The organism is Ferrovibrio sp. (assembly GCF_017994015.1).
Lineage (GTDB): Bacteria > Pseudomonadota > Alphaproteobacteria > Ferrovibrionales > Ferrovibrionaceae > Ferrovibrio.
Genome location: NZ_JAGOLP010000058.1, coordinates 1 through 19,579 on the forward strand (window position 1 = coordinate 1; position 19,579 = coordinate 19,579).

20 protein-coding genes, 1 tRNA gene and 1 pseudogene are annotated in these 19,579 nt (G+C 63.4%); 17 read left to right on the forward strand and 5 right to left on the reverse strand.

What is annotated here, in order from left to right:
* Nucleotides 1–549 (forward strand): NAD(P)-dependent oxidoreductase (locus KBB36_RS17695; protein WP_290984008.1); only part of this gene is annotated, 549 nt, incomplete at its 5' end.
* A 3-nt stretch (nt 550–552) separates the two neighbouring features.
* Here KBB36_RS17695 and KBB36_RS17700 read toward each other — a convergent pair.
* On the reverse strand, nt 553–1,143 hold the full coding sequence (locus KBB36_RS17700) for a GNAT family N-acetyltransferase (protein WP_290984011.1): 591 nt from the start codon (nt 1,141–1,143) through the stop codon (nt 553–555).
* Between the two features lie 160 nt (nt 1,144–1,303).
* Between KBB36_RS17700 and KBB36_RS17705 the strand changes: the two genes are divergently transcribed.
* Both KBB36_RS17705 and KBB36_RS17710 read left to right on the forward strand, forming a co-directional pair.
* A complete protein-coding gene (locus tag KBB36_RS17705; RefSeq protein WP_290984013.1) occupies nt 1,304–1,585 on the forward strand; it encodes an acylphosphatase in 282 nt (93 codons plus the stop codon).
* Nucleotides 1,586–1,870: 285 nt separating this feature from the next.
* Nucleotides 1,871–2,140, forward strand: coding sequence for a hypothetical protein (locus tag KBB36_RS17710; RefSeq protein ID WP_290984016.1), 270 nt, complete (start codon nt 1,871–1,873; stop codon nt 2,138–2,140).
* 31 nt (nt 2,141–2,171) lie between these two features.
* Here KBB36_RS17710 and lipB read toward each other — a convergent pair whose 3' ends face one another.
* Nucleotides 2,172–2,909: a lipoyl(octanoyl) transferase LipB gene (lipB, locus tag KBB36_RS17715; protein ID WP_290984018.1), complete on the reverse strand. Its 738-nt coding sequence runs from the start codon at nt 2,907–2,909 to the stop codon at nt 2,172–2,174.
* Nucleotides 2,910–2,975: 66 nt separating this feature from the next.
* On the opposite strand from lipB, the gene KBB36_RS17720 reads away from it, so the two are divergent.
* From KBB36_RS17720 to KBB36_RS17730, 3 genes are all read left to right on the forward strand, one after another.
* Nucleotides 2,976–3,215 carry a FliM/FliN family flagellar motor switch protein gene (locus tag KBB36_RS17720; protein WP_290984021.1) on the forward strand — a complete coding sequence of 80 codons (240 nt, stop codon included), beginning with the start codon at nt 2,976–2,978 and terminating at the stop codon, nt 3,213–3,215.
* A gap of 74 nt (nt 3,216–3,289) precedes the next feature.
* A tRNA-Leu gene (locus tag KBB36_RS17725) sits at nt 3,290–3,376 on the forward strand.
* 96 nt (nt 3,377–3,472) lie between these two features.
* Nucleotides 3,473–5,776 carry an NADP-dependent malic enzyme gene (locus KBB36_RS17730; protein ID WP_290984024.1) on the forward strand — a complete coding sequence of 768 codons (2,304 nt, stop codon included), beginning with the start codon at nt 3,473–3,475 and terminating at the stop codon, nt 5,774–5,776.
* A 5-nt stretch (nt 5,777–5,781) separates the two neighbouring features.
* On the opposite strand, the gene KBB36_RS17735 is transcribed toward KBB36_RS17730, so the two are convergent.
* Nucleotides 5,782–6,696: a LysR substrate-binding domain-containing protein gene (locus KBB36_RS17735; RefSeq protein WP_290984027.1), complete on the reverse strand. Its 915-nt coding sequence runs from the start codon at nt 6,694–6,696 to the stop codon at nt 5,782–5,784.
* A gap of 104 nt (nt 6,697–6,800) precedes the next feature.
* Here KBB36_RS17735 and KBB36_RS17740 point away from each other — a divergent pair, with 104 nt between their 5' ends.
* The 7 genes from KBB36_RS17740 to KBB36_RS17770 are packed head-to-tail and all read left to right on the forward strand — an operon-like array spanning nt 6,801 to nt 13,665.
* Nucleotides 6,801–7,265: a PaaI family thioesterase gene (locus KBB36_RS17740; protein ID WP_290984029.1), complete on the forward strand. Its 465-nt coding sequence runs from the start codon at nt 6,801–6,803 to the stop codon at nt 7,263–7,265.
* A 54-nt stretch (nt 7,266–7,319) separates the two neighbouring features.
* Nucleotides 7,320–8,492 (forward strand): isovaleryl-CoA dehydrogenase, encoded by a 1,173-nt coding sequence (locus tag KBB36_RS17745; RefSeq protein WP_290984031.1) that lies wholly within the window; start codon nt 7,320–7,322, stop codon nt 8,490–8,492.
* Entirely contained in the window at nt 8,489–9,127 is a 639-nt protein-coding gene (locus KBB36_RS17750) for a hypothetical protein (protein WP_290984034.1), read from the forward strand. Before KBB36_RS17745 ends, KBB36_RS17750 begins: the two co-directional genes overlap by 4 nt.
* Nucleotides 9,124–10,266: an acyl-CoA dehydrogenase family protein gene (locus KBB36_RS17755; protein ID WP_290984037.1), complete on the forward strand. Its 1,143-nt coding sequence runs from the start codon at nt 9,124–9,126 to the stop codon at nt 10,264–10,266. Before KBB36_RS17750 ends, KBB36_RS17755 begins: the two co-directional genes overlap by 4 nt.
* A gap of 25 nt (nt 10,267–10,291) precedes the next feature.
* Nucleotides 10,292–12,064, forward strand: a complete 1,773-nt coding sequence (locus KBB36_RS17760; RefSeq protein WP_290984040.1) for a potassium/proton antiporter — start codon at nt 10,292–10,294, stop codon at nt 12,062–12,064.
* A 35-nt stretch (nt 12,065–12,099) separates the two neighbouring features.
* Nucleotides 12,100–12,705: a 2-hydroxychromene-2-carboxylate isomerase gene (locus KBB36_RS17765; RefSeq protein WP_290984043.1), complete on the forward strand. Its 606-nt coding sequence runs from the start codon at nt 12,100–12,102 to the stop codon at nt 12,703–12,705.
* Nucleotides 12,706–12,708: 3 nt separating this feature from the next.
* On the forward strand, nt 12,709–13,665 hold the full coding sequence (locus KBB36_RS17770; protein ID WP_290984045.1) for a DMT family transporter: 957 nt from the start codon (nt 12,709–12,711) through the stop codon (nt 13,663–13,665).
* Here the strand turns inward: KBB36_RS17770 and KBB36_RS17775 are convergent.
* Together KBB36_RS17775 and KBB36_RS17780 are read right to left on the reverse strand one after the other, a co-directional pair.
* Nucleotides 13,655–13,978, reverse strand: a complete 324-nt coding sequence (locus KBB36_RS17775; RefSeq protein WP_290984048.1) for a YnfA family protein — start codon at nt 13,976–13,978, stop codon at nt 13,655–13,657. The genes KBB36_RS17770 and KBB36_RS17775 overlap by 11 nt on opposite strands.
* Nucleotides 13,978–14,754, reverse strand: coding sequence for an SDR family NAD(P)-dependent oxidoreductase (locus tag KBB36_RS17780; protein ID WP_290984051.1), 777 nt, complete (start codon nt 14,752–14,754; stop codon nt 13,978–13,980). Before KBB36_RS17780 ends, KBB36_RS17775 begins: the two co-directional genes overlap by 1 nt.
* A 151-nt stretch (nt 14,755–14,905) precedes the next feature.
* Between KBB36_RS17780 and KBB36_RS17785 the strand changes: the two genes are divergently transcribed.
* From KBB36_RS17785 to KBB36_RS17800, 4 genes and pseudogenes are all read left to right on the forward strand, one after another.
* Nucleotides 14,906–16,513: a carboxyl transferase domain-containing protein gene (locus KBB36_RS17785; RefSeq protein WP_290984053.1), complete on the forward strand. Its 1,608-nt coding sequence runs from the start codon at nt 14,906–14,908 to the stop codon at nt 16,511–16,513.
* Nucleotides 16,514–16,518: 5 nt separating this feature from the next.
* Entirely contained in the window at nt 16,519–17,313 is a 795-nt protein-coding gene (locus KBB36_RS17790) for an enoyl-CoA hydratase-related protein (RefSeq protein ID WP_290984055.1), read from the forward strand.
* 19 nt (nt 17,314–17,332) lie between these two features.
* Nucleotides 17,333–19,345, forward strand: coding sequence for an acetyl/propionyl/methylcrotonyl-CoA carboxylase subunit alpha (locus KBB36_RS17795; protein WP_290984057.1), 2,013 nt, complete (start codon nt 17,333–17,335; stop codon nt 19,343–19,345).
* Nucleotides 19,346–19,348: 3 nt separating this feature from the next.
* Nucleotides 19,349–19,579 (forward strand): annotated as a pseudogene (locus tag KBB36_RS17800) (hydroxymethylglutaryl-CoA lyase); the annotation flags it as partial.

The following is a 19,579-nucleotide window of genomic DNA, read 5'->3' on the forward strand; positions in this document are numbered from 1 at the left end:
CCCACCGGCAAATTCCCGCTGGCCGACAAGCTCGGCGGCAAGACCATGGGCATCCTCGGCTTTGGCCGCATCGGCCAGGCCATTGCCAAGCGCGCCGAGATTTGCGGCGTCAGCGTGGTATATAGCGGCCCGCGCGCCAAGCCGGACCTGCCGCAGCGGTATTATGCCGACCTAGCCGAGATGGCGGCCGCGATTGACATCCTGATGATTGCCTGTCCGGGTGGGCCGGAAACTGAGCGCCTGGTGGATGCCGGCGTGCTGGCGGCGCTTGGCCCGCAAGGCTATGTGATCAACATCGCACGCGGCAGCGTGGTGGACGAACCAGCCTTGGTGGAGGCACTGGTGCAGGGTCGGCTCAAGGGTGCCGGCCTGGATGTTTTCGCCAACGAGCCGCAGGTGCCGGAGGCGTTGTTCAAGCTGGAGAATGTGGTGTTGCAGCCGCATGTCGGCAGCGCCACGCACCAGACCCGCGCCGCCATGGGCGAGCTGATGGTGCAAAATCTGGCTGCCCATTTTACCGGTCAGCCGCTGCCGACGCGGTATGTTTGACGCTTAAAGCCTTCGCCCGGCCGCTTTCAGGGCGCGGCGGGCGATGTCGGCGGGGTCGAGGAAATGATAGGCCAGCTCGGTCAGGCGGGTGCCGGCCAGGCTGACACTGCGCTTGGCGGCCAGGCTGGCGCCGAGCATCTCGTAGAAATCCCGCGCCTTGGTGTTATCGGCCAGCAGCCAGAGATAAAACGGCGTCAGGTGCTGCTCGGCCATCCAGTTGGCGGCATGCAGCAGCAGGCGGCGGCCATGGCCGCGCCCATGCAGCCCGGGCAGGATATTGATGGCGTATAGCTCGCTGCGATACAGCGCCGCACCGCCCGGCGGCAGGTCGCGTGGTGGACCGGCGGAGAGGAAACCGCCCAGGCTGCCATCCTCGGCCTGCAGCACCAGGGTAAGGCGACCCGGCTCCGGCTGGTGCAGGATTTCCTGCCAGAAGGGCAGGCGCTGGCTGGAGGTCAGGGCATCCAGATAGGCATCGGGCAGAATGCCGCGATAGGCGCTCTGCCACACTGCAACATGCAGATTGGCTAATGCCTCGGTATCGGCCGGCCGCGCCGGGCGGATGCCAAAATGCACATGCTTGAATTTGGCCAAGGCCAACACCTCTGTTTCTCCCCATTTGCAACTGTGATTATTGTATGTTTACGCCTAATTCAGGCGATATTGCGGCGGATGGCGCCATCCAGAAGCGATTTATCGCCAGGGCATTCAGCTTGTGAACCGGGCGCCGCGCCCGTAAGCTTCCGGAATGGAAATGCGTCGTTATCTGATCGCGGGGCGGGTGCAGGGCGTGGGTTTCCGCTTCTGGACCGTGGGCCGCGCCCGCCTGCTCGGCCTCGTCGGCTGGGTGCGTAATCGGCCCGATGGCAGTGTGGAGGTTGTGGCGCGGGGTCAGCCCTATAACCTGGATCAGCTTGCCGGCCAGCTCTGGGATGGGCCGGCCAATGCCAAGGTGGAGCGGGTGGAGCTGACCCCGCTTGCCGAGGATGGCCAGGCCAGCCTGCGGCGTATCCACAGCTTTGAACAAATCTCCTGAAACAAGTGCAAGTTAGAGCACGCTGTGATTAGATTGATGCGCTGCGCCTTGGCGATTTTGCGTTTTGCGGAGGAGCCCGGCGCCGGGCGTAGTGGGACTACGGCCAAGCCGGGCGACACGCGCAAAACGCAAAAGCGCCTGGCCCCTCTGGGGTTGCGCTTGGAGGCGGCATCCGCGTCGTCGAAACGCTTGCAGGTACCGCAAGGTACCTGCTGCGCGCTTCTCCTATCGGGCTACCGTCTCCAAGCGCAACGCAGTGCGTCAATCTAATCACAGCGTGCTCTAATGAAACAGAAAAGAAATCCAGTTAAACTAACTTGGCAACAATGGATCATCTGCTATGTCGGTTCGGTGACCGGTGGTGGCCTGACCTGGTATGCCACCGACAATGTGTGGCTCGGTGGCGGCGTTTTGGCTGTTATTACAGCGGTTTACATCTTCTATCTGGCGGGCAAGGCAACGCGCGGGCAGCAAGCTGATGTGGTGGATCCGGCCAATCTGTCGCGCCAGCAGCGCCGCGCGCTTGAGAGAAAAAATAACAAGAAAAACAGTTAGTTATTTATCAAATATGACTTAATAAATCACATCAGGTGCAACTTGGTGCGACGAGCCGGTTGAGCAGGCTGGCCTCGATATGGGCGCGCAAGGCACTGTCCGTATCGGTAAGGTCAACCGGCAGGCCGAGATCAACCAGCGAGGTGACGCCATACGGCGTCGCGGCGTTGTTCTGAATGCCGCAGGGTATGATGCCGCCGTAATGGCTCAGATCGGGTTCAACATTCAGGCTCAGGCCATGGAAGCTGACCCAGTGGCGCACCCGCACACCAATGGCGGCGATCTTGTCCTCGCGGCCTTCCGGCGCCTTGTCGGGGCGCGGCACCCAAACCCCGACCCGGCCAGGCCGGCGCTCCGCCCGCACATTGTAGCTTGCTAAAGTGTGGATAACCCAATCTTCCAGCCGGCAGACGTAATTCCGCAGGTCGCGGCCACGTTTGCCCAGATCAAGCAGCAGGTAGACAATACGTTGGCCGGGGCCGTGATAGGTGTATTGCCCACCGCGGCCGGTGTTGAATACCGGAAAGCGCGGGTCGAGCAGGTCGCCCGGCTTGGCCGAGGTGCCGGCAGTGTAGAGTGGTGGATGCTGCAACAGCCAGATCAGTTCCGGCGCAGTGCCGGCATGGATCGCCGCCACGCGCTGCTCCATGGCCGCCACGGCTGCCAGATACGGCACCGGGGCATCGCTCACCGCCCAGTCGATCGGCCCGGCCGGGGTGGCAAGGATTTCGCTGGCGGCAGGAATCTGGGCTGGGATTATCGGGTCCATGCATTTACCATATACTAACCAGGCGCAGGCTATGTAGGCTTGCAGCCTGCTGAAGGGAAGGTTTCCATGCCGGTTAACAACGCCGTCAACGACGTTACCGTCGAGATATCGGTCGTGCTCGGCAAGGCCACCATGCCGATTCACCAGGTGCTGAAGGTGGGCCGTGGTGCGGTTATCGAGCTGGATGCCAGCGTGGATGACCATGCCTGGATTTTTGCCAACAACAAGCTGATCGCGCGCGGCGAGATCGTCATTTCGGGCGAGAAGGTGGCGGTTTCGATCACCGACACCATGTCTGACGACTGATCCATCACTAATTCGTCCGCTGTGGTCCTTGAAGCGGTGCTGTGGATTTGCTACATCCGCGCGTCGCCCGGTTTGCGGTCGTGGCGGAATTGGTAGACGCGCAGCGTTGAGGTCGCTGTGGCCGAAAGGCCGTGAAAGTTCGAGTCTTTTCGACCGCACCATCCATTCTCCCGGGTCAGCATGCCCTCGGCTGACCATGCCTGGGATGACCCCTCCTGGGGGAGCGGCCCTTCCCGGGCCACAGGAAGCTTGCAGATATGACAGACGATCTTGACCGCGCAGCCCTTGAATATCACAGGCTGCCGCGACCGGGTAAGCTTGAGATCGCGGCCACCAAGCCGCTGGCGACCCAGCGCGACCTGGCCCTGGCCTATAGCCCAGGCGTGGCCGCTGCCTGCCGTGCCATCGCCGAAGACCCGGCCCAGGCCGCCGAACTGACCGCACGCGGCAATCTGGTTGCCGTGATCTCCAATGGCACCGCCGTGCTTGGCCTGGGCAATATCGGCCCGCTGGCATCCAAGCCGGTGATGGAAGGCAAGGCGGTACTGTTCAAGAAGTTTGCCGGCATCGATGTGTTTGATATCGAGCTGAACCAGAATGACCCGGAAAAGCTGATCGAGATTGTGGCGGCGCTGGAGCCGACCTTCGGCGGCATCAATCTGGAAGATATCAAGGCGCCGGAATGCTTCGTGGTTGAGCGCGCCCTGCGCGCCCGCATGAATATCCCGGTTTTCCACGACGACCAGCATGGCACCGCCATCACCGTGGCTGCCGCGATCATCAACGGCCTGCGTGTGGTGGGCAAAAGCATCGAGGATGTGCGCCTGGTGGCCTCAGGCGCCGGCGCCGCCGCCCTGGCCTGTCTCGACCTGCTGGTTGAACTGGGCATGAAGCGCGAGAATATCGTGGTGACCGACATTGCCGGCGTGGTTTATGAAGGCCGCACCGAGCAGATGGACGAATTCAAGGCGCGTTATGCCCGCCCGACCAACCACCGCACGCTTGGCGATGCGATTGCCGGCGCCGATGTGTTTCTCGGCCTCTCTGCCGGCGGCGTGCTGAAGGGCGATATGGTGGAGAAGATGGGGCCGAAGCCGCTGATTCTGGCGCTGGCCAATCCGACGCCGGAAATCCTGCCCGAAGTGGCCAAGGCGGCGCGACCGGATGTGATCATGGCCACCGGGCGTTCGGATTATCCGAACCAGGTCAATAATGTGCTGTGTTTCCCGTTCCTGTTCCGCGGCGCATTGGATGTGGGTGCCACCACGATCAACACCGAAATGGAGATGGCTGCCGTGCGCGCCATTGCCGAACTGGCGATGGCCGAGATGTCGGATGTGGTGGCGCGCGCCTATGGCCCGGACGAGGAAGTGAGCTTCGGGCCGAATTATTTCATCCCGAAGCCGTTTGATCCGCGCCTGATCCTGCAAATCGCCCCGGCCGTGGCCAAGGCGGCGATGGAGAGCGGCGTGGCGACGCGGCCGATTGCCGATCTGGAAGCCTATCGCCAGAGCCTGGAGCGTTTTGTCTACCGCACCGGCTTTATCATGCGGCCGACCTTCGAGCGCGCCAAGAGCCGCCCGATGAAGCTGATCTATGCCGAGGGCGAGGATGAGCGCGTGCTGCGCGCCGCCCAGATTGTGCTGGACGAAAAGCTGGCCCAGCCGATCCTGATCGGTCGCCGCGCCGTGGTGGAGCGCCGCATTGAAAAGCTCGGCCTGCGCCTGCGCCTGGGCCAGAATGTTGAACTGGTCGATCCCGAGCGCGACGACCGCTACAACGAATACTGGACCGGCTATTTCAACCTGATGGCGCGCCGTGGCGTGGCGCCCGACGATGCCCGCACCATCATCCGCACCAACACCACGGTGATTGCCGCCATGGCGGTGCATCGTGGCGAGGCCGATGCCATGATCTGCGGCGCGGTGGGGCAATACGATCAGCATCTGCCGCATCTGCTGGATGTGCTGGGGCCGCGCCCGGGCATCACCCAGCCGGCGGCGATGCAGTTGCTGGTGCTGCCGCAGGGTGTGATCTTTGTTGCCGATAGCAACGTCAATCCCGATCCCAGCGTGCCGGAGATTATCGAGATCACCCGCCTGGCCGCCGACGAGGCGCGCCGCTTCGGCATCCAGCCGAAGATCGCCCTGTTGTCGAATTCCAATTTCGGCTCGTCGAATTCCGTCGCCTCGCGCAAGATGCGTGAAGCCGTGCAATTGTTGCAGGCGGAATATCCCGATCTGGAAGTGGAAGGCGAAATGAAGGCCGATGCCGCGCTTTCGGCTGCCATCCGCGAAAAGACCATGCCCAACAACCGCCTCACCGGCGCGGCCAATATCCTGATCATGCCCAATCTGGAAGCGGCCAATATCGCCGCCAATCTGGTGCGCCAGCTAGAGCAGGGTTTCTATGTCGGCCCGATCCTGATGGGCATGGCCAAATCAGCGCATATCGTGTCGCGTAACGTCACCGTGCGCGGCCTGGTCAATATGAGCGCGGTGGCGGTGGTGGATGCCCAGGACCATGCCGATGGCGCCATGGGCAAGGGCCTGGCAGGCTGAGGCTTTTAATGCCCGATTGGCGCCTCGGCCTTGGCCCAGCCATGGCCGGCGGCGAAATGGGTGAACAGCGCCAAGGCTTCGTTTGGCGCGGCTGCCGTGGCGTCGCGCCAGAGCAGCGCGATACGATGGCTGGTTTTTAATTCCGCCAGGGCCGGGCTGCTGATCCGCTCGGAAGCGCCGGCCAGCCAATGCGGCAGGATCGCGGCGCCCAAGCCGGCTTCCACCAGGGCCAGCAGGGCGGCATCGCTTTCCGCCTTGCCGACAATGCGCGGCCGCGCATTATGCGCCGCGAACAGCTTTTCCGCCGCCGGCATCACCAGCGCATCGGGATGGATCACAAAAGCCTGATCGTGCAATTCAGCCACTTTCACCGTGGCGCGATGCGCCAGCGCATGGCGCAGCGGCAAAGCCAGCTTGTAGCGCTGGCGTTGCAGGGTGAGGGATTGCAGCCCCGTGCCGGCATCCTTGTCGCCGCCTTCCGGCAGCAGCAGCAAGGCGGCATCCAGCCGGCCCAGTTCCAGCCGGCGGCGCAGAGTGGCGGCGGGGGCTTCCAGGCTTTCCAAGGCCACATCGGGCTGCGCCTGCACAAAGCCGCCCAGCAGCCCGGCCAAGCCACGCAAAGGCAGCCCGGGCATATGGCCCAGCCGCAGCCGCTGGCGGGCCGGCCTGGCCTGGCGCAATTCACGTCGCGCCGCAGTCCATTCCTGCAACAGCACCCGGGCACGCGGCAGAAAACGCGCGCCCGAGGGTGTCAGCGCCGCGCCACGGCCGCGCTCAAACAAAGCGGCGCCAAGGTCTTCCTCCAGCCGCTTGATGCCGGCGGAGAGCGTCGGCTGGGTGATATTGGCCCGTTCGGCCGCCTTGGTGAAATTGCCGGTTTCCACCACGGCCATGAAATAGCGGATTTGCGAGATGTTCATAGGCTATAGATAAAAGCTATTCTGGCAATAAAAACAATCGATTTACTCTATTCTTGAGTAACGGCTAGCATGGCCGTTACAGGAAACGCCGAAGGCCGCAAACCATGCCCAGCTTGACCGCCCAGGACCCGAATTTCGAGGCACGCTGCCGAGACAGTTTCAACCGCCAGCCGGCGATGCATCTGATCGGCGCTACGATCAGCCGGCTGGAACCGGGTTTCTGCGAGGTGGAACTGATCCGTCGACCTGAAGTGACGCAGCAGCATGGCTTTGTGCATGGCGGCATGGTGGGCATGATCGCCGACAGCGCGGCGGGTTATGCCGCCTATAGCCTGTTTCCCGCCGATGCCACCGTGCTGACCGTTGAATACAAGCTCAACCTGCTGGCGCCGGCCAATGCCGACCGCCTGCTGGCGCGGTCGCAGGTCAGCAAATTTGGCCGCACGCTCACCATTTGCAGCATGGATGTGGTGGCGGTGCAGGCCGATGGCCGCGAACTGGCCTGCGCCACCGGCCTGGCCACCCTGATGTGCCTGCTCGGCCGGCCCGATGCGCCGCCACAGAAATGACAACGCCGCCCGGCTTCGCTACACTCCCATCAGCTTTGTGAGGAAACCCCGACCATGATCAGCAACAGCTACCCGATGCTGGATTTTGACCTTGGCGAAACCGCCGACATGCTGCGCCAGTCAACCCGCGCCTTTGTTGATGCCGAACTGGCGCCCCGCGCCGATGAGATCGACCGTAAGGACGAATTCCCGCGTGACCTGTGGCCCAAGATGGGTGCGCTCGGCCTGCATGGCATCACTGTGGAGGAGGAATATGGCGGTTCCGGCCTCGGCTATCTGGAGCATGTTGTGGCCATGGAGGAAGTCAGCCGTGGCTCGGCCTCGGTCGGCCTGTCCTATGGCGCGCATTCCAATCTCTGCATCAACCAGTTGCGCCGCAACGGTTCCGACGAGCAGAAGCGGCGCTACCTGCCCAAGCTGGTTTCCGGCGAGCATCTCGGCGCGCTGGCGATGAGCGAGCCGAATGCCGGGTCCGACGTGGTGTCGATGAAGCTGCGCGCCGACAAGAAGGGCGACCGCTACATCCTGAACGGCAACAAGATGTGGATCACCAACGGCCCGAGCGCCGATGTGCTGGTGGTTTATGCCAAGACCGATCCGGCCGCCGGGCCGCGCGGCATCACGGCGTTTCTGATCGAGAAGGGCTTCAAAGGTTTTTCGATTGCGCAGAAGCTCGACAAGCTCGGCATGCGCGGCTCGGAAACTGGCGAATTGGTGTTCCAGGATTGCGAAGTGCCGGAGGAGAATGTGCTCGGCGTTGTCGGGCGCGGCGTAAACGTGCTGATGAGCGGCCTGGATTACGAGCGCGCCGTGCTGGCAGCCGGCCCGATCGGCATCATGCAGGCAGCGCTGGATATTGTGATTCCCTATGTGCATGATCGTAAGCAGTTCGGCCAGCCGATTGGCAGCTTCCAGCTGATCCAGGCCAAGCTGGCGGATATGTATACCGAGATGAATGCTGCGCGGGCCTATGTTTATGCCGTGGCCAAAGCCTGTGACAAGGGCAAGACCACGCGCAAGGATGCTGCCGGCGCCATTCTTTTTGCGGCTGAAAAGGCCACCAAGGCGGCGCTGGACGCAATCCAGATTCTGGGTGGCAATGGCTATATCAACGACAACGCCACCGGGCGGCTGCTGCGCGATGCCAAGCTGTATGAGATCGGCGCCGGCACATCGGAGATTCGGCGTATGCTGATCGGGCGTGAAATGTTTGCGGAGACCGCGTGAAGTCAGTTTTCCTGGGTTTGATTGCCGCGCTGCTGCTGGTTGCCGGCAGCAACGCGGCGCCGGAGCGCTGGCAGGCGCTGCGCGGCGGCGAGGCGCGGCTGCTGTGGCAGGCGCCCGGGCTGGAAGCGCGGGCCGAAAAGGCCGAAGGCATGCAGGGCCAGCTTGGCTATCGCGTCGAGCGTTATCTGTGGAAGGCGCAGGAAGCCGGCGGTGCCTTTGCGCTGGCCGCTTTGCGTGATTTCAGCGACAGCGATCATTACATCAGCGGCAAGCTGGATGCGGCGAAGACGGCACAATTGCTGCTCAAGGGGCTGGAAATGCCGCCGGTGCGCCTGCTGGATGAGAGCGATATCAGCCTGCCGACCGGGCTTGGCACCGGCATGGCGCGGCGCTTTGCCGTGGGTGTGCGCGAATGCCTTGGCGTAGTGCTTTATGCCGGGCCGGAGGCGCTGAATGGCGATAAGCCGAAGCCGATGGCAACACCGCTCAGCGAGGGCAGCATGCGGCTGGATGCGCTCTATTGCGCCAAGGCCGGTGGCAAGCTGCTGCTGGATGATCTGCCGGGCTTTGGCAAGGGATTGAGCGTGCTGCCGCAATCCGCGCAGGCAGCGCAACGAGACGCAGGAAAGGAATGACCATGCTGACCCAGGACCAGCAGATGATCCGCGACATGGCGCGCGATTTTGCCACCGACCGGCTGGCGCCGGGTGCTGCTGCGCGTGATCGCAGCGCCACGCCGCCGCTCGATCTGCTGCGTGAAATGGGCGGCTTGGGCCTGCTCGGCATGGGCGTGCCGGAGGAATGGGGCGGCGCGGGGGCGGATTTTGTCAGCTATGTGCTGGCGCTGGAGGAGATCGCCGCCGCCGATGGCGCCATCAGCACCATCATGTCTGTCAACAATAGCCCGGTATGTGCGGCGATCCTGCGCTATGGCAACGAACAGCAGAAGCGCGACTTTCTGCTGCCGCTGGCACGCGGCGAATGGATCGGCGCTTTCTGCCTCACCGAGCCGCAGGCCGGCTCGGATGCCGCCAATCTGAAAACCCGGGCGCGGCGCGTGGGCGACAGTTGGGTGATCGATGGCGTGAAGCAGTTCATCACCTCGGGCAGCATCGCCAAGGCGGCGCTGATCTTTGCCGTTACCGATCCGGAAGCCGGCAAACGTGGCATTTCCTGCTTCCTGGTGCGCACCGACACGCCCGGCTACAAGGTTGCCAGCATCGAGGCCAAGCTGGGCCAGAAGGCATCGGATACCTGCCAGTTGGTGTTTGAGAACCTGACCGTGCCGGCGGATGCTTTGCTGGGCGGCGAGGGCGAGGGCTATCGCATTGCGCTGGCCAATCTGGAATCCGGCCGGATCGGCATTGCGGCCCAGGCGGTGGGCATGGCGCGGGCGGCTTTCGCAGCCGCCTTGGCCTATGCCGGCCAGCGCGAGGCTTTCGGCACCGCGATTATCAACCACCAGGCGGTGGGCTTCCGGCTTGCCGACATGGCAACCCGGATCGAGGCGGCCAGGCTGATGGTGCTGAATGCCGCCCGGCTCAAGGATGCCGGCCAGCCCTGCCTCAAGGAAGCCAGCATGGCCAAATTATTTGCCTCTGAAATGGCCGAGCAGGTATGCTCCGAATCGATCCAGATCCATGGCGGCTACGGCTATCTAGCCGATTTCCCGGTGGAACGTATCTACCGTGACGTTCGGGTATGCCAGATTTACGAGGGCACCAGCGATGTTCAGCGCCTGGTGATCAGCCGGTCTCTCGCCGCCACCGGATAGTGGGCGCAGAAGGAGACGCGACAGGTTGAGCCAGGCCAACGAGATACTGTTTATCGCTTCCCTGTTGGTGCTGGTCAGCATTTTTGCCGGCTCGGCTTCAAGCCGTCTTGGCGTTCCCTTCCTTTTGATCTTCCTGGGTTTTGGCCTGCTGGCCGGCATTGACGGCCCCGGCGGCATCGATTTCACCGATTTTGGCCTCACCTACACAATTGGTTCCGCCGCGCTGGCGATCATCCTGTTCGATGGCGGCCTGCGCACCAAATTCGGCACCGTGCGGCTGGTGGCCGGCCCGGCTCTGGGCCTGGCCACGCTGGGTGTGCTGGCCACGGCCGGGGTGGTGGCAGCGGCCACCCACTGGCTTACTGATCTTAACTGGCTGCAATCCTTCCTGGTTGGCGCCATTGTCGGTTCCACCGATGCGGCGGCGGTGTTTTTCCTGCTCAATGTGCGCGGCCTGGCCTTGCAGAAGCGCGTCAGCGGCACGCTGGAGGTGGAATCGGGCATCAACGATCCGATGGCCATCTTCCTCACCATGGCCTGTGTTGAGTTGCTGCGCCTGGGCCAGCCGCCGGCCAATATTGAACTGGCGGTGCAGTTCCTGGTGCAGATGCTGGGCGGCAGTGCCATCGGCCTGGTGGGTGGTTTTGCGCTGGTCACCTTGTTCAACCGCGTGCCGGTGGCCGGCGGGCTGTATCCCATTGTGGCGATGGCGGCCACGTTGCTGATCTTCTCCGGCGCGCATTTCCTGCATGCCTCCGGCTACATCGCGGTTTATATCGCCGGCCTGGTGCTGGGCAACCGGCGCCATCGCGGCGCCCAGGTGGTGTTGCGCTTCTATGACGGCCTGAGCTGGCTCGGCCAGATTGTCATGTTCCTGCTGCTTGGGCTGCTGATGACACCGAGCGAATTGAAGCCGCATATCCTGCCCGGTCTGGCGGTGGCCGGCATTCTGATTGTGCTGGCTAGACCGCTGGCGGTGGCGCTCTGCCTGCTGCCGTTCCGCTACACCTGGCCGGAAATCGGCTTCATTGCCTGGGTCGGCCTGCGTGGCGCGGTGCCGATTTTCCTCGCCACCATTCCAGTGCTGGCCGGGGTGCCGGATGCGGGTGTTTTTATCTCGATCGCCTTTTTCTGCGTGGTGGCGTCTTTGCTGCTGCAAGGCTGGACCATCGGCGTGGCGGCGCGGCTATTTGGCCTGGAATTGCCGCCGCCGGTGGAAGCGCCTACCCGCACCGATATTGACCTCGGCAACACGCTGGACCGCGATATTGCCAGCTACAAAGTGGAGCCGGGCTGTATCGCCATGGGCTATGCCTATGCCGAAATGCCGCTGCCACGACGCTGCCGCATCATCACCGTGATCCGTGAGGGCACGGTGATGGATCGCAGCAAGCTGGAACGCCTGGAAACCGGCGATTACCTGCTGGTGCTGGCGCCGCCGGAGCAGCTTTTTTCGCTGGATCGGCTGTTCGCCCTGCCCGATAAGGGCCGCCGCGCCAGCGCGCCGGGCGACGAGGTATTCGGCGAATTTGTCATCCCCGGCGATACCCTCATTGGTGCCGTTGTGGCGATGTATGGCATTGAGGTGGATGCCAAATTCCACCAGGAGCCGGTGGGCGCCTTTATCCGTCATCGGCTGCGCCATGGCGCCGTGGTGGGTGATCGTATCCGGGTTGGCCCGGTGGAATTTGTGGTGCGCGAGATCAAGGGCAACCGCATCGTGTCGGTGGGACTTGAGCTTGAGCCGGAGGAACATCCGGTGATCCGGCGCTTCCGCAAGTTGCTGCGCCTGAGCTAGACTTCGCCTCTGTTTCACCCTAGATGGTTGCAATCATGACCGCCCCGCTCGACTTCTATTTCGATTTTTCTTCGCCCTATGCCTATATCGCTGCGATGCGCATTGATGCGCTGGCGGCAAAGCATGGCCGTGCAGTGAACTGGCACCCGATGCTGCTGGCCTTTGCCTTCAAGGCCATCGGCACGCAGCCGCTGGTGCAATATCCGATCAAGGGCGATTATGCCTATCGTGACTTTCTGCGTTCGGCGCGGGAACTGGATATCCCGCTGACGTTGCCGGAGAAATTCCCGATTGGCACGGTGACGGCGGCGCGCGCCGTGTTGTGGCTGAAGCAGCATCAGCCGGCCCAGGCAGCGCCCTTCGCCAAGGCGATTTTCCAGGCTTACTTTGTCGCCGGCCGCGATATCTCGGCGCCGGAAATCGTTTATGCCGTGGCGGCTGAACAGGGCATCGACGCGGCTGCCCTGCAAGCCGGTTGCGAAAGCGATGCGATCAAGGCGGCACTCAAGCAATCGGTGGATGAAGCGGTGAGCCAGCGCGGGGTGTTTGGCGCGCCGTTCATCTTTGCCGATGGCGAACCCTTCTGGGGTGCAGACCGGCTCGACATGCTGGATCGCTGGCTGGCGCGTGGCGGCTGGTGAGGCGTGGCTGACGACGGCAAGGCCACACTCAAACCGGTCGCCACCAGCGGCCTTGCCATATCCGGCCTGGTGCTGACCGCCCTGCTCTGGGGCGGCATGATCCCGATGACCCATGCGCTGGTGACGCAGGTTTTCGATCCGCTTTTCCTGGCTGCAATCCGCTATCTGGTGCCGGCGCCGCTGTTGCTGGTGATGTGTCTGTTGCTGGATCGGCGCTCGCCCTTTGGCGGGCCGCTGCCCTGGCGCCACTTGATCCAGCTTGGCATCATGATGGCCTGCTTTTCGCAGTTCTTCACCTTTGGCATGCTGCTTTCCGATCCGATCAGCGCCGCCATCGTGATGAGTTGCAGCCCTTTGATGGCTACGTTGCTGGCCAAGCTGCTCTACCGCACGCCGCTGGCGCGCGGCTTCGGCCTGGCCTTGGCGGCGGCGGTGATCGGCGGCGCCCTGGTGGCAGTGGATGCAGTGCGGCCGCGTGCCGTGGTCAGCACCGGCATACCCTATATCGGTGAAGTCCTGCTGCTCTCCTCGATGGCCTGCTGGAGTCTCTATTCGCTGAAAACCCAGCAATGGCTGGCGCCGCTGAAATGGAGCCAGCTGCGCATCAGCTTTCTCACTTCGCTATCCGGCTCGGTTTTTGTGCTCTCGGGTTTTGCCATCATGGAGCTGCTTTCGCCCGGCCGGCTGCCTACGGTGTGGCCCAGTGCCGGGGTGTGGTTCATGATCCTGTGGATGGCGGTGGGCGGTGCCGGCCTGGCCATCGTGTTGTGGAATTATGGCGTCAGCCGCGTCGGCGTGCCGGTGGCCTCGCTCTATGGCAATCTGGCGCCGGTATTCTCCGTATTGGTGGCGGCGGTGTTTTTCAGCGCCACGGTTTCGCCGCAGCAGGTGGTGGGCGGCATTGTCATCCTGGCCGGCATTGTTTACATGCAATGGCCGCGCAGGCGCGTTAGCCCCTAGGCCCGAACAGGATCAGGCCAGCGCCGATCAGGCAGAGCGTGCTGCCGGCCAGATCCCAGCGATCCGGGCGCAGGCCTTCCACCAGCCACAGCCAGAGCAGCGAGGCGGCGATATACACGCCGCCATAAGCGGCATAGGCGCGGCCGGCGGCTTCGCTGTCCACCCGGGTCAGCAGCCAGGCAAACAGCGCCAGCGCCACCATGCCGGGCAGCAGCCAGAGCGCGGATTTGCCCAGCCGCGCCCAGGCCCAGAAAGCAAAGCAGCCGGCAATCTCGGCAAAGGCGGCGCCGATATAGGCCGCAATTGTCGGCATCAGAAGATCGTGTAGGCGCCGTCGATCACAAAACTGTCGCCGGTATGGTAGCGGCTGGTATCACTCATGATGTAGCAGGCGATGCCGGCAAAATCGTTGCCCTGGCCCCAGCGCCGCGCCGGAATACGCGGCAGCACCGCGCCGGCAAATTTCGGATCGCCGATGCCGCCGGCGGTCATCTCGGTTTCGATCCAGCCCGGCAGGATCGAATTGGCAGTGACATTATAGCGCGCCATTTCCACTGCCAGGGCGCGGATCACGGATAGCATGGCGCCCTTGGTGGCGGCATAGGAGGTGGCGCCGGCAGCGCCATGGATGCCGGCGGTGCTGGCCATGCCGACCAGGCGGCCAAAGGCATCGCCCTGCTTGGCGCGCTCCACCATATGGCGCGATGCGGCGCGCAGGGTGTAGAAGGCGCCATCCAGATTCACACCCAGCACGCGCTTCCACTCAGCAGTGCTCAATTGATGCAGCGGTGCGCGTTTCTGGCTCACGCCGGCATTGGCGAAGCAGCCGTCGATGCGGCCCATTTCCTCCAGTGCTTCGGCGAAGCGCGCCTCAACCTCGGCTTCTTCCACCACATTGCAGCGCTGCACCAACACGCGCCGGCCATAGGTTTTCAGGGTGGTTTCGGCGGCGGCATTCTTCTCCGGATTGCCGCCCCAGATCACCAGATCGGCGCCGGCCTTGGCCAAGCCCTCGGCCATGCCCAGCCCGATGCCGCCATTGCCGCCCGTAATCAACGCCACCTTGCCGGTCAGATCAAAATCGCTCATTGCCTGATTCCCTCCATAGCTGCCGTCGATTATTGCGATAGAAAGATGAAATTGCCAGGGGTGGGCAAATCCGGGCCTCACCCTTGCGGCGCCGGGGATGGGCTGGCACAGTCTCGGCAATGTCCGAGAGCAAGCCAAAAAAGGGCCGTCCATGAGCGCGCTCAGCACCCAGTTAGACCCGCGATCCACCGCGTTCCAGGAAAATGCCGCCCATATGGCCGCGCTTGTCGCCGATTTGAAGGCGAAGGTGAAGTTGATCAAGCAGGGCGGCGGCGACAAGGCACGCGAAAAGCATCTCTCGCGCGGCAAATTGCTGCCGCGTGACCGGGTGCGCAGCCTGCTTGATCCGGGTTCGCCCTTCCTCGAACTGAGCCAGTTTGCCGCCTATGAAATGTATGGCGGCGATATCCATGCCGCCGGCATCATCACCGGCATCGGCCGCATTGCCGGGCGCGAATGTGTGGTGATCTGCAACGACGCCACGGTGAAGGGCGGCACCTATTTTCCGATCACGGTGAAGAAGCATCTGCGCGCGCAGGAAATCGCCCGCGAGAACCGGCTGCCCTGCGTCTATCTGGTTGATTCCGGCGGCGCCAACCTGCCGACCTGGGATGAAGTATTCCCCGACAAGGAACATTTTGGCCGTATCTTTTTCAATCAGGCCAATCTTTCCGCCGAAGGCATTCCGCAGATCGCGGTGGTGATGGGCAGTTGCACGGCGGGCGGCGCTTATATGCCGGCGATGTCTGATGAAACCGTGATCGTGCGCAACCAGGGCACCATCTTCCTGGCCGGCCCGCCGCTGGTGAAGGCGGCCACCGGCGAGGTTGTGTCGGCCGAGGAGCTGGGCGGCGCCGATGTGCATGCGCGGGTTTCCGGCGTCACCGACCATTACGCCATGAATGATGCTCATGCGCTGGGCATTGCCCGCTCCATCGTCGGCAATCTCAACAGCGTGAAACTGGCGGCCGGCGATATCCGCGAACCCAAGCCGCCGCGTTTTGATCCGGCCGAACTCTACGGCATCATCCCGAAGGAAGGCCGGGTGCCGTTTGATGTGCGCGAGATCATTGCCCGCCTTGTCGATGACAGCGAATTCGACGAATTCAAAAAACTCTATGGCGCCACGCTGGTCTGCGGCTTTGCCCGCATCCATGGCTATCCGGTTGGCATCATCGCCAATAACGGCATTCTGTTTTCGGAAAGTTCGCTCAAGGGCGCGCATTTTATCGAACTCTGCTGCCAGCGCGGCATTCCCTTGCTGTTTTTGCAGAACATCACCGGCTTCATGGTGGGCAAGAAATACGAGAGCGGCGGCATCGCCAAGGATGGCGCCAAGCTGGTAACTGCCGTGTCCTGCGCCAAGGTGCCGAAATTCACCGTGATCATCGGCGGTTCCTATGGCGCCGGCAATTACGGCATGTGCGGCCGTGCCTTCTCGCCGCGCCTGCTGTTCATGTGGCCGAATGCGCGTATCTCGGTGATGGGCGGCGAGCAGGCCGCCAGTGTGCTGGCCACCGTGAAGCGCGATGGCATCGAAGCCGGCGGCGGGCAGTGGAGCCGCGAGGATGAGGAAGCATTCAAGAATCCGATCCGCGCCCAGTATGACCGCCAGGGCCATCCCTATTATGCCTCGGCCCGTTTGTGGGACGATGGCATCATCGACCCGCTGGATACCCGCATGGTGCTCGGCCTTGGCCTCAGCGCCGCCTATAACGCCCCCATTGAGCCGACCCGCTTCGGCGTTTTCCGGATGTGATGATCATGAGCGAAGACCTTGTGCTATTCGAAGTCGAACCGCGTGGCCTGGCGCGTATCACGCTGAACCGCCCGGCACTGCATAATTGTTTCAACGATGTGGTGATCGAACGCCTGCATGGCATTGTGCAGGAGATTGCCGGGCGCCGCGATATCCGCGTGGTGACGATCCAGGGCGCCGGCAAGAGCTTCTCGGCCGGTGGTGATCTTGACTGGATGCGCCGCTCCGGCCAGCAGGATCATGCCACCAACCTGGCGCAGACCATGGTGCTGGCGCGCCTGTTCAAAACCCTGAACGATCTGCCGCAGGCGGTGATCTCGCTGGTGCATGGCAATTGCATGGCCGGCGGCACCGGCCTGGTTTCGTGCAGCGACATCGCGATTGCCGTGCAGGATACCAAATTCGCACTCACCGAAGTGCGGCTCGGGCTCAGCCCAGCCACCATCTCGCCCTATGTGGTGGCAGCCATCGGTGCGCGCCAGGCGCGGCGCTATTTCCTTACCGCCGAGCGCTTTGACGGCGTTGAAGCCGCCCGCATCGGCCTGGTGCATGAAACCGTGGCCGACCACGATGCCTTGCTGGCCAAGGGCGAGGAACTGGTGCAGGCGCTGCTGCTGGGCGCGCCGGGCGCCATCGCCGATAGCAAGCTGCTGATCCGCCGCGTTGCCTATCAGGGTGAAGTGGGCGAGGACGTGATGCGTTTCACCGCCGAGAATATTGCCGACCGGCGCGCCAGCGTCGAGGGCCAGGAGGGCTTGGCTTCCTTCTTTGCCAAGCGCAAGCCGAACTGGGTCGGCTGAGCAGCCGGGAGGTCGCCGCATGTTTCGCAAGATACTGATCGCCAATCGCGGCGAAATTGCCTGCCGGGTGATCCGCACGGCACGCAGGCTTGGCGTTGCCACGGTGGCGGTATATTCCGATGCCGATGCCGGCGCACGCCATGTTGCCTTGGCCGATGAAGCGGTGCGGATCGGCCCGGCGCCGGTACGTGAAAGCTATCTGCGCGCCGAAACCATCATCGAAGCTGCCCGCGCCACCGGCGCCGAGGCGGTGCATCCGGGCTATGGTTTCCTGTCTGAGAATGCCGAATTCGCGGAAGCCCTGGCGGCGGCGGGTTTAAGCTTTATCGGCCCGCCGGCCAGCGCCATCCGCGCCATGGGCCTGAAGGGCGCCGCCAAGGCGCTGATGCAGCAAGCCAGCGTGCCGGTGGTGCCGGGTTATCATGGCGACAACCAGGATGCCGATTTCCTGTTGGGCGAGGCCGCGCGCATTGGCTGGCCGGTGCTGATCAAGGCGGTGGCCGGCGGCGGCGGCAAAGGTATGCGCCGGGTGGACAAGGCGACGGATTTCAAGGCGGCTTTGGCCGGCGCGCAGCGCGAAGGCGCCAACGCCTTTGGCAATGATCGTGTGCTGCTGGAAAAATATCTGATCAAGCCCAGGCATATCGAAATTCAGGTTTTTGCCGATAGCCAGGGCAATGCCGTGCATCTTTTCGAGCGCGATTGCAGCGTGCAGCGTCGGCATCAGAAGGTGCTGGAGGAAGCGCCGGCTCCCGGCATGCCGGCGGAAATGCGCCGCGCCATGGGCGAGGCGGCGGTGAATGCCGCCAAGGCGATTGGCTATGTCGGCGCCGGCACGGTGGAATTCATCGCCGATGTGAGCGATGGGCTGAAGCCGGATCGATTCTATTTCATGGAAATGAATACCCGGCTACAGGTGGAGCATCCGGTGACGGAGATGATCACCGGGCAGGATCTGGTGGAATGGCAATTGCGCGTGGCGGCTGGTGCGCCGCTGCCGCTGCGCCAGGATGATTTGCGCATTGACGGCCATGCGGTGGAAGCGCGCATCTATGCCGAAGACCCGAACCGCAATTTCCTGCCTTCGGTGGGCAAGCTGCACCGGCTGCGGCCGCCGGTTGAAGGCCCGCATGTGCGCGTCGATACCGGCGTGCGCGAAGGCGACAGCGTAACACCGTTCTACGATCCGATGATCGCCAAGCTGATCGTATGGGACGTGGATCGTGGCGCCGCTCTGCGCCGCATGGGGCAGGCGCTGGCGGAATACCAGATTGCCGGTGTCACCACCAACACGGCTTTCCTGATTGCGCTAGCTGGGCATCCGGCTTTTGCGGCGGGTGATCTGGATACCGGCTTTATCGAGCGGTTTCATGCCGATCTGATTCCGCCACGCGAAGGCGCTGATGCCACTGCGCTGGCGCTGGCGGCTTTGGCCGTGGTGCTGCAACGGCGTCGTGAGGTGCAGGTTGCGGCCAGCGACCCCTGGTCGCCCTGGGCACAGGTGAATGGCTGGCGGCTCAACGACCAGGGTTATGACGAATTGCTGTTCCGCGATGGCGAGCGTGACATCACCTTGCGCCTGGATTATCTGGCCGATGGCGCCATCCAGGTGCATGGCCCGCAGGGCAGCAGCCTGCGCGCCGAGGGCGCGCTCTGTGCCGATGGCAGCCTGGAGGCGGTGCTGGATGAGCGCCGGCTGAAACTGGGTATCGCCCGGCTGGGCGCCGATATTGTGCTGCTGCGCCCCGGCAGCGTGCAGAAGCTGACCCTGGTGGATCCGCGCGCTGCCGGCGATCTGGATGAAGCCGGCGGCGGCGCGCTGACCGCGCCGATGCCGGGCAAGGTGGTGCAGGTGCTGGTGGCCGAGGGCGCCATGGTGGAGAAGGGCCAGGCGTTGATGGTGCTGGAAGCGATGAAGATGGAACACACCATCGCCGCGCCGGCGCGCGGCAAGGTGGCCAAACTGCATTTTAATGCCGGTGATCAGGTGGGCGATGGCGCCACATTGATCGCGCTGGAAACGGAGGGCTGAAGCATGAGCCTGCCAAGCCGTATTACACTTTGGGAAGCCGGCGCGCGTGATGGGTTGCAGAACGAACCCGGCGTGGTGCCCACCGATGTGAAGGTGGAACTGATCGAACGCCTGGTGGAATGCGGCGCGACGCATATAGAGGCGACCAGCTTCGTTTCGCCGAAATGGGTGCCGCAGATGGGCGATGCCGCCGATGTGATGACGCGGCTGAAGCGCAAGCCGGGTGTGGTCTAT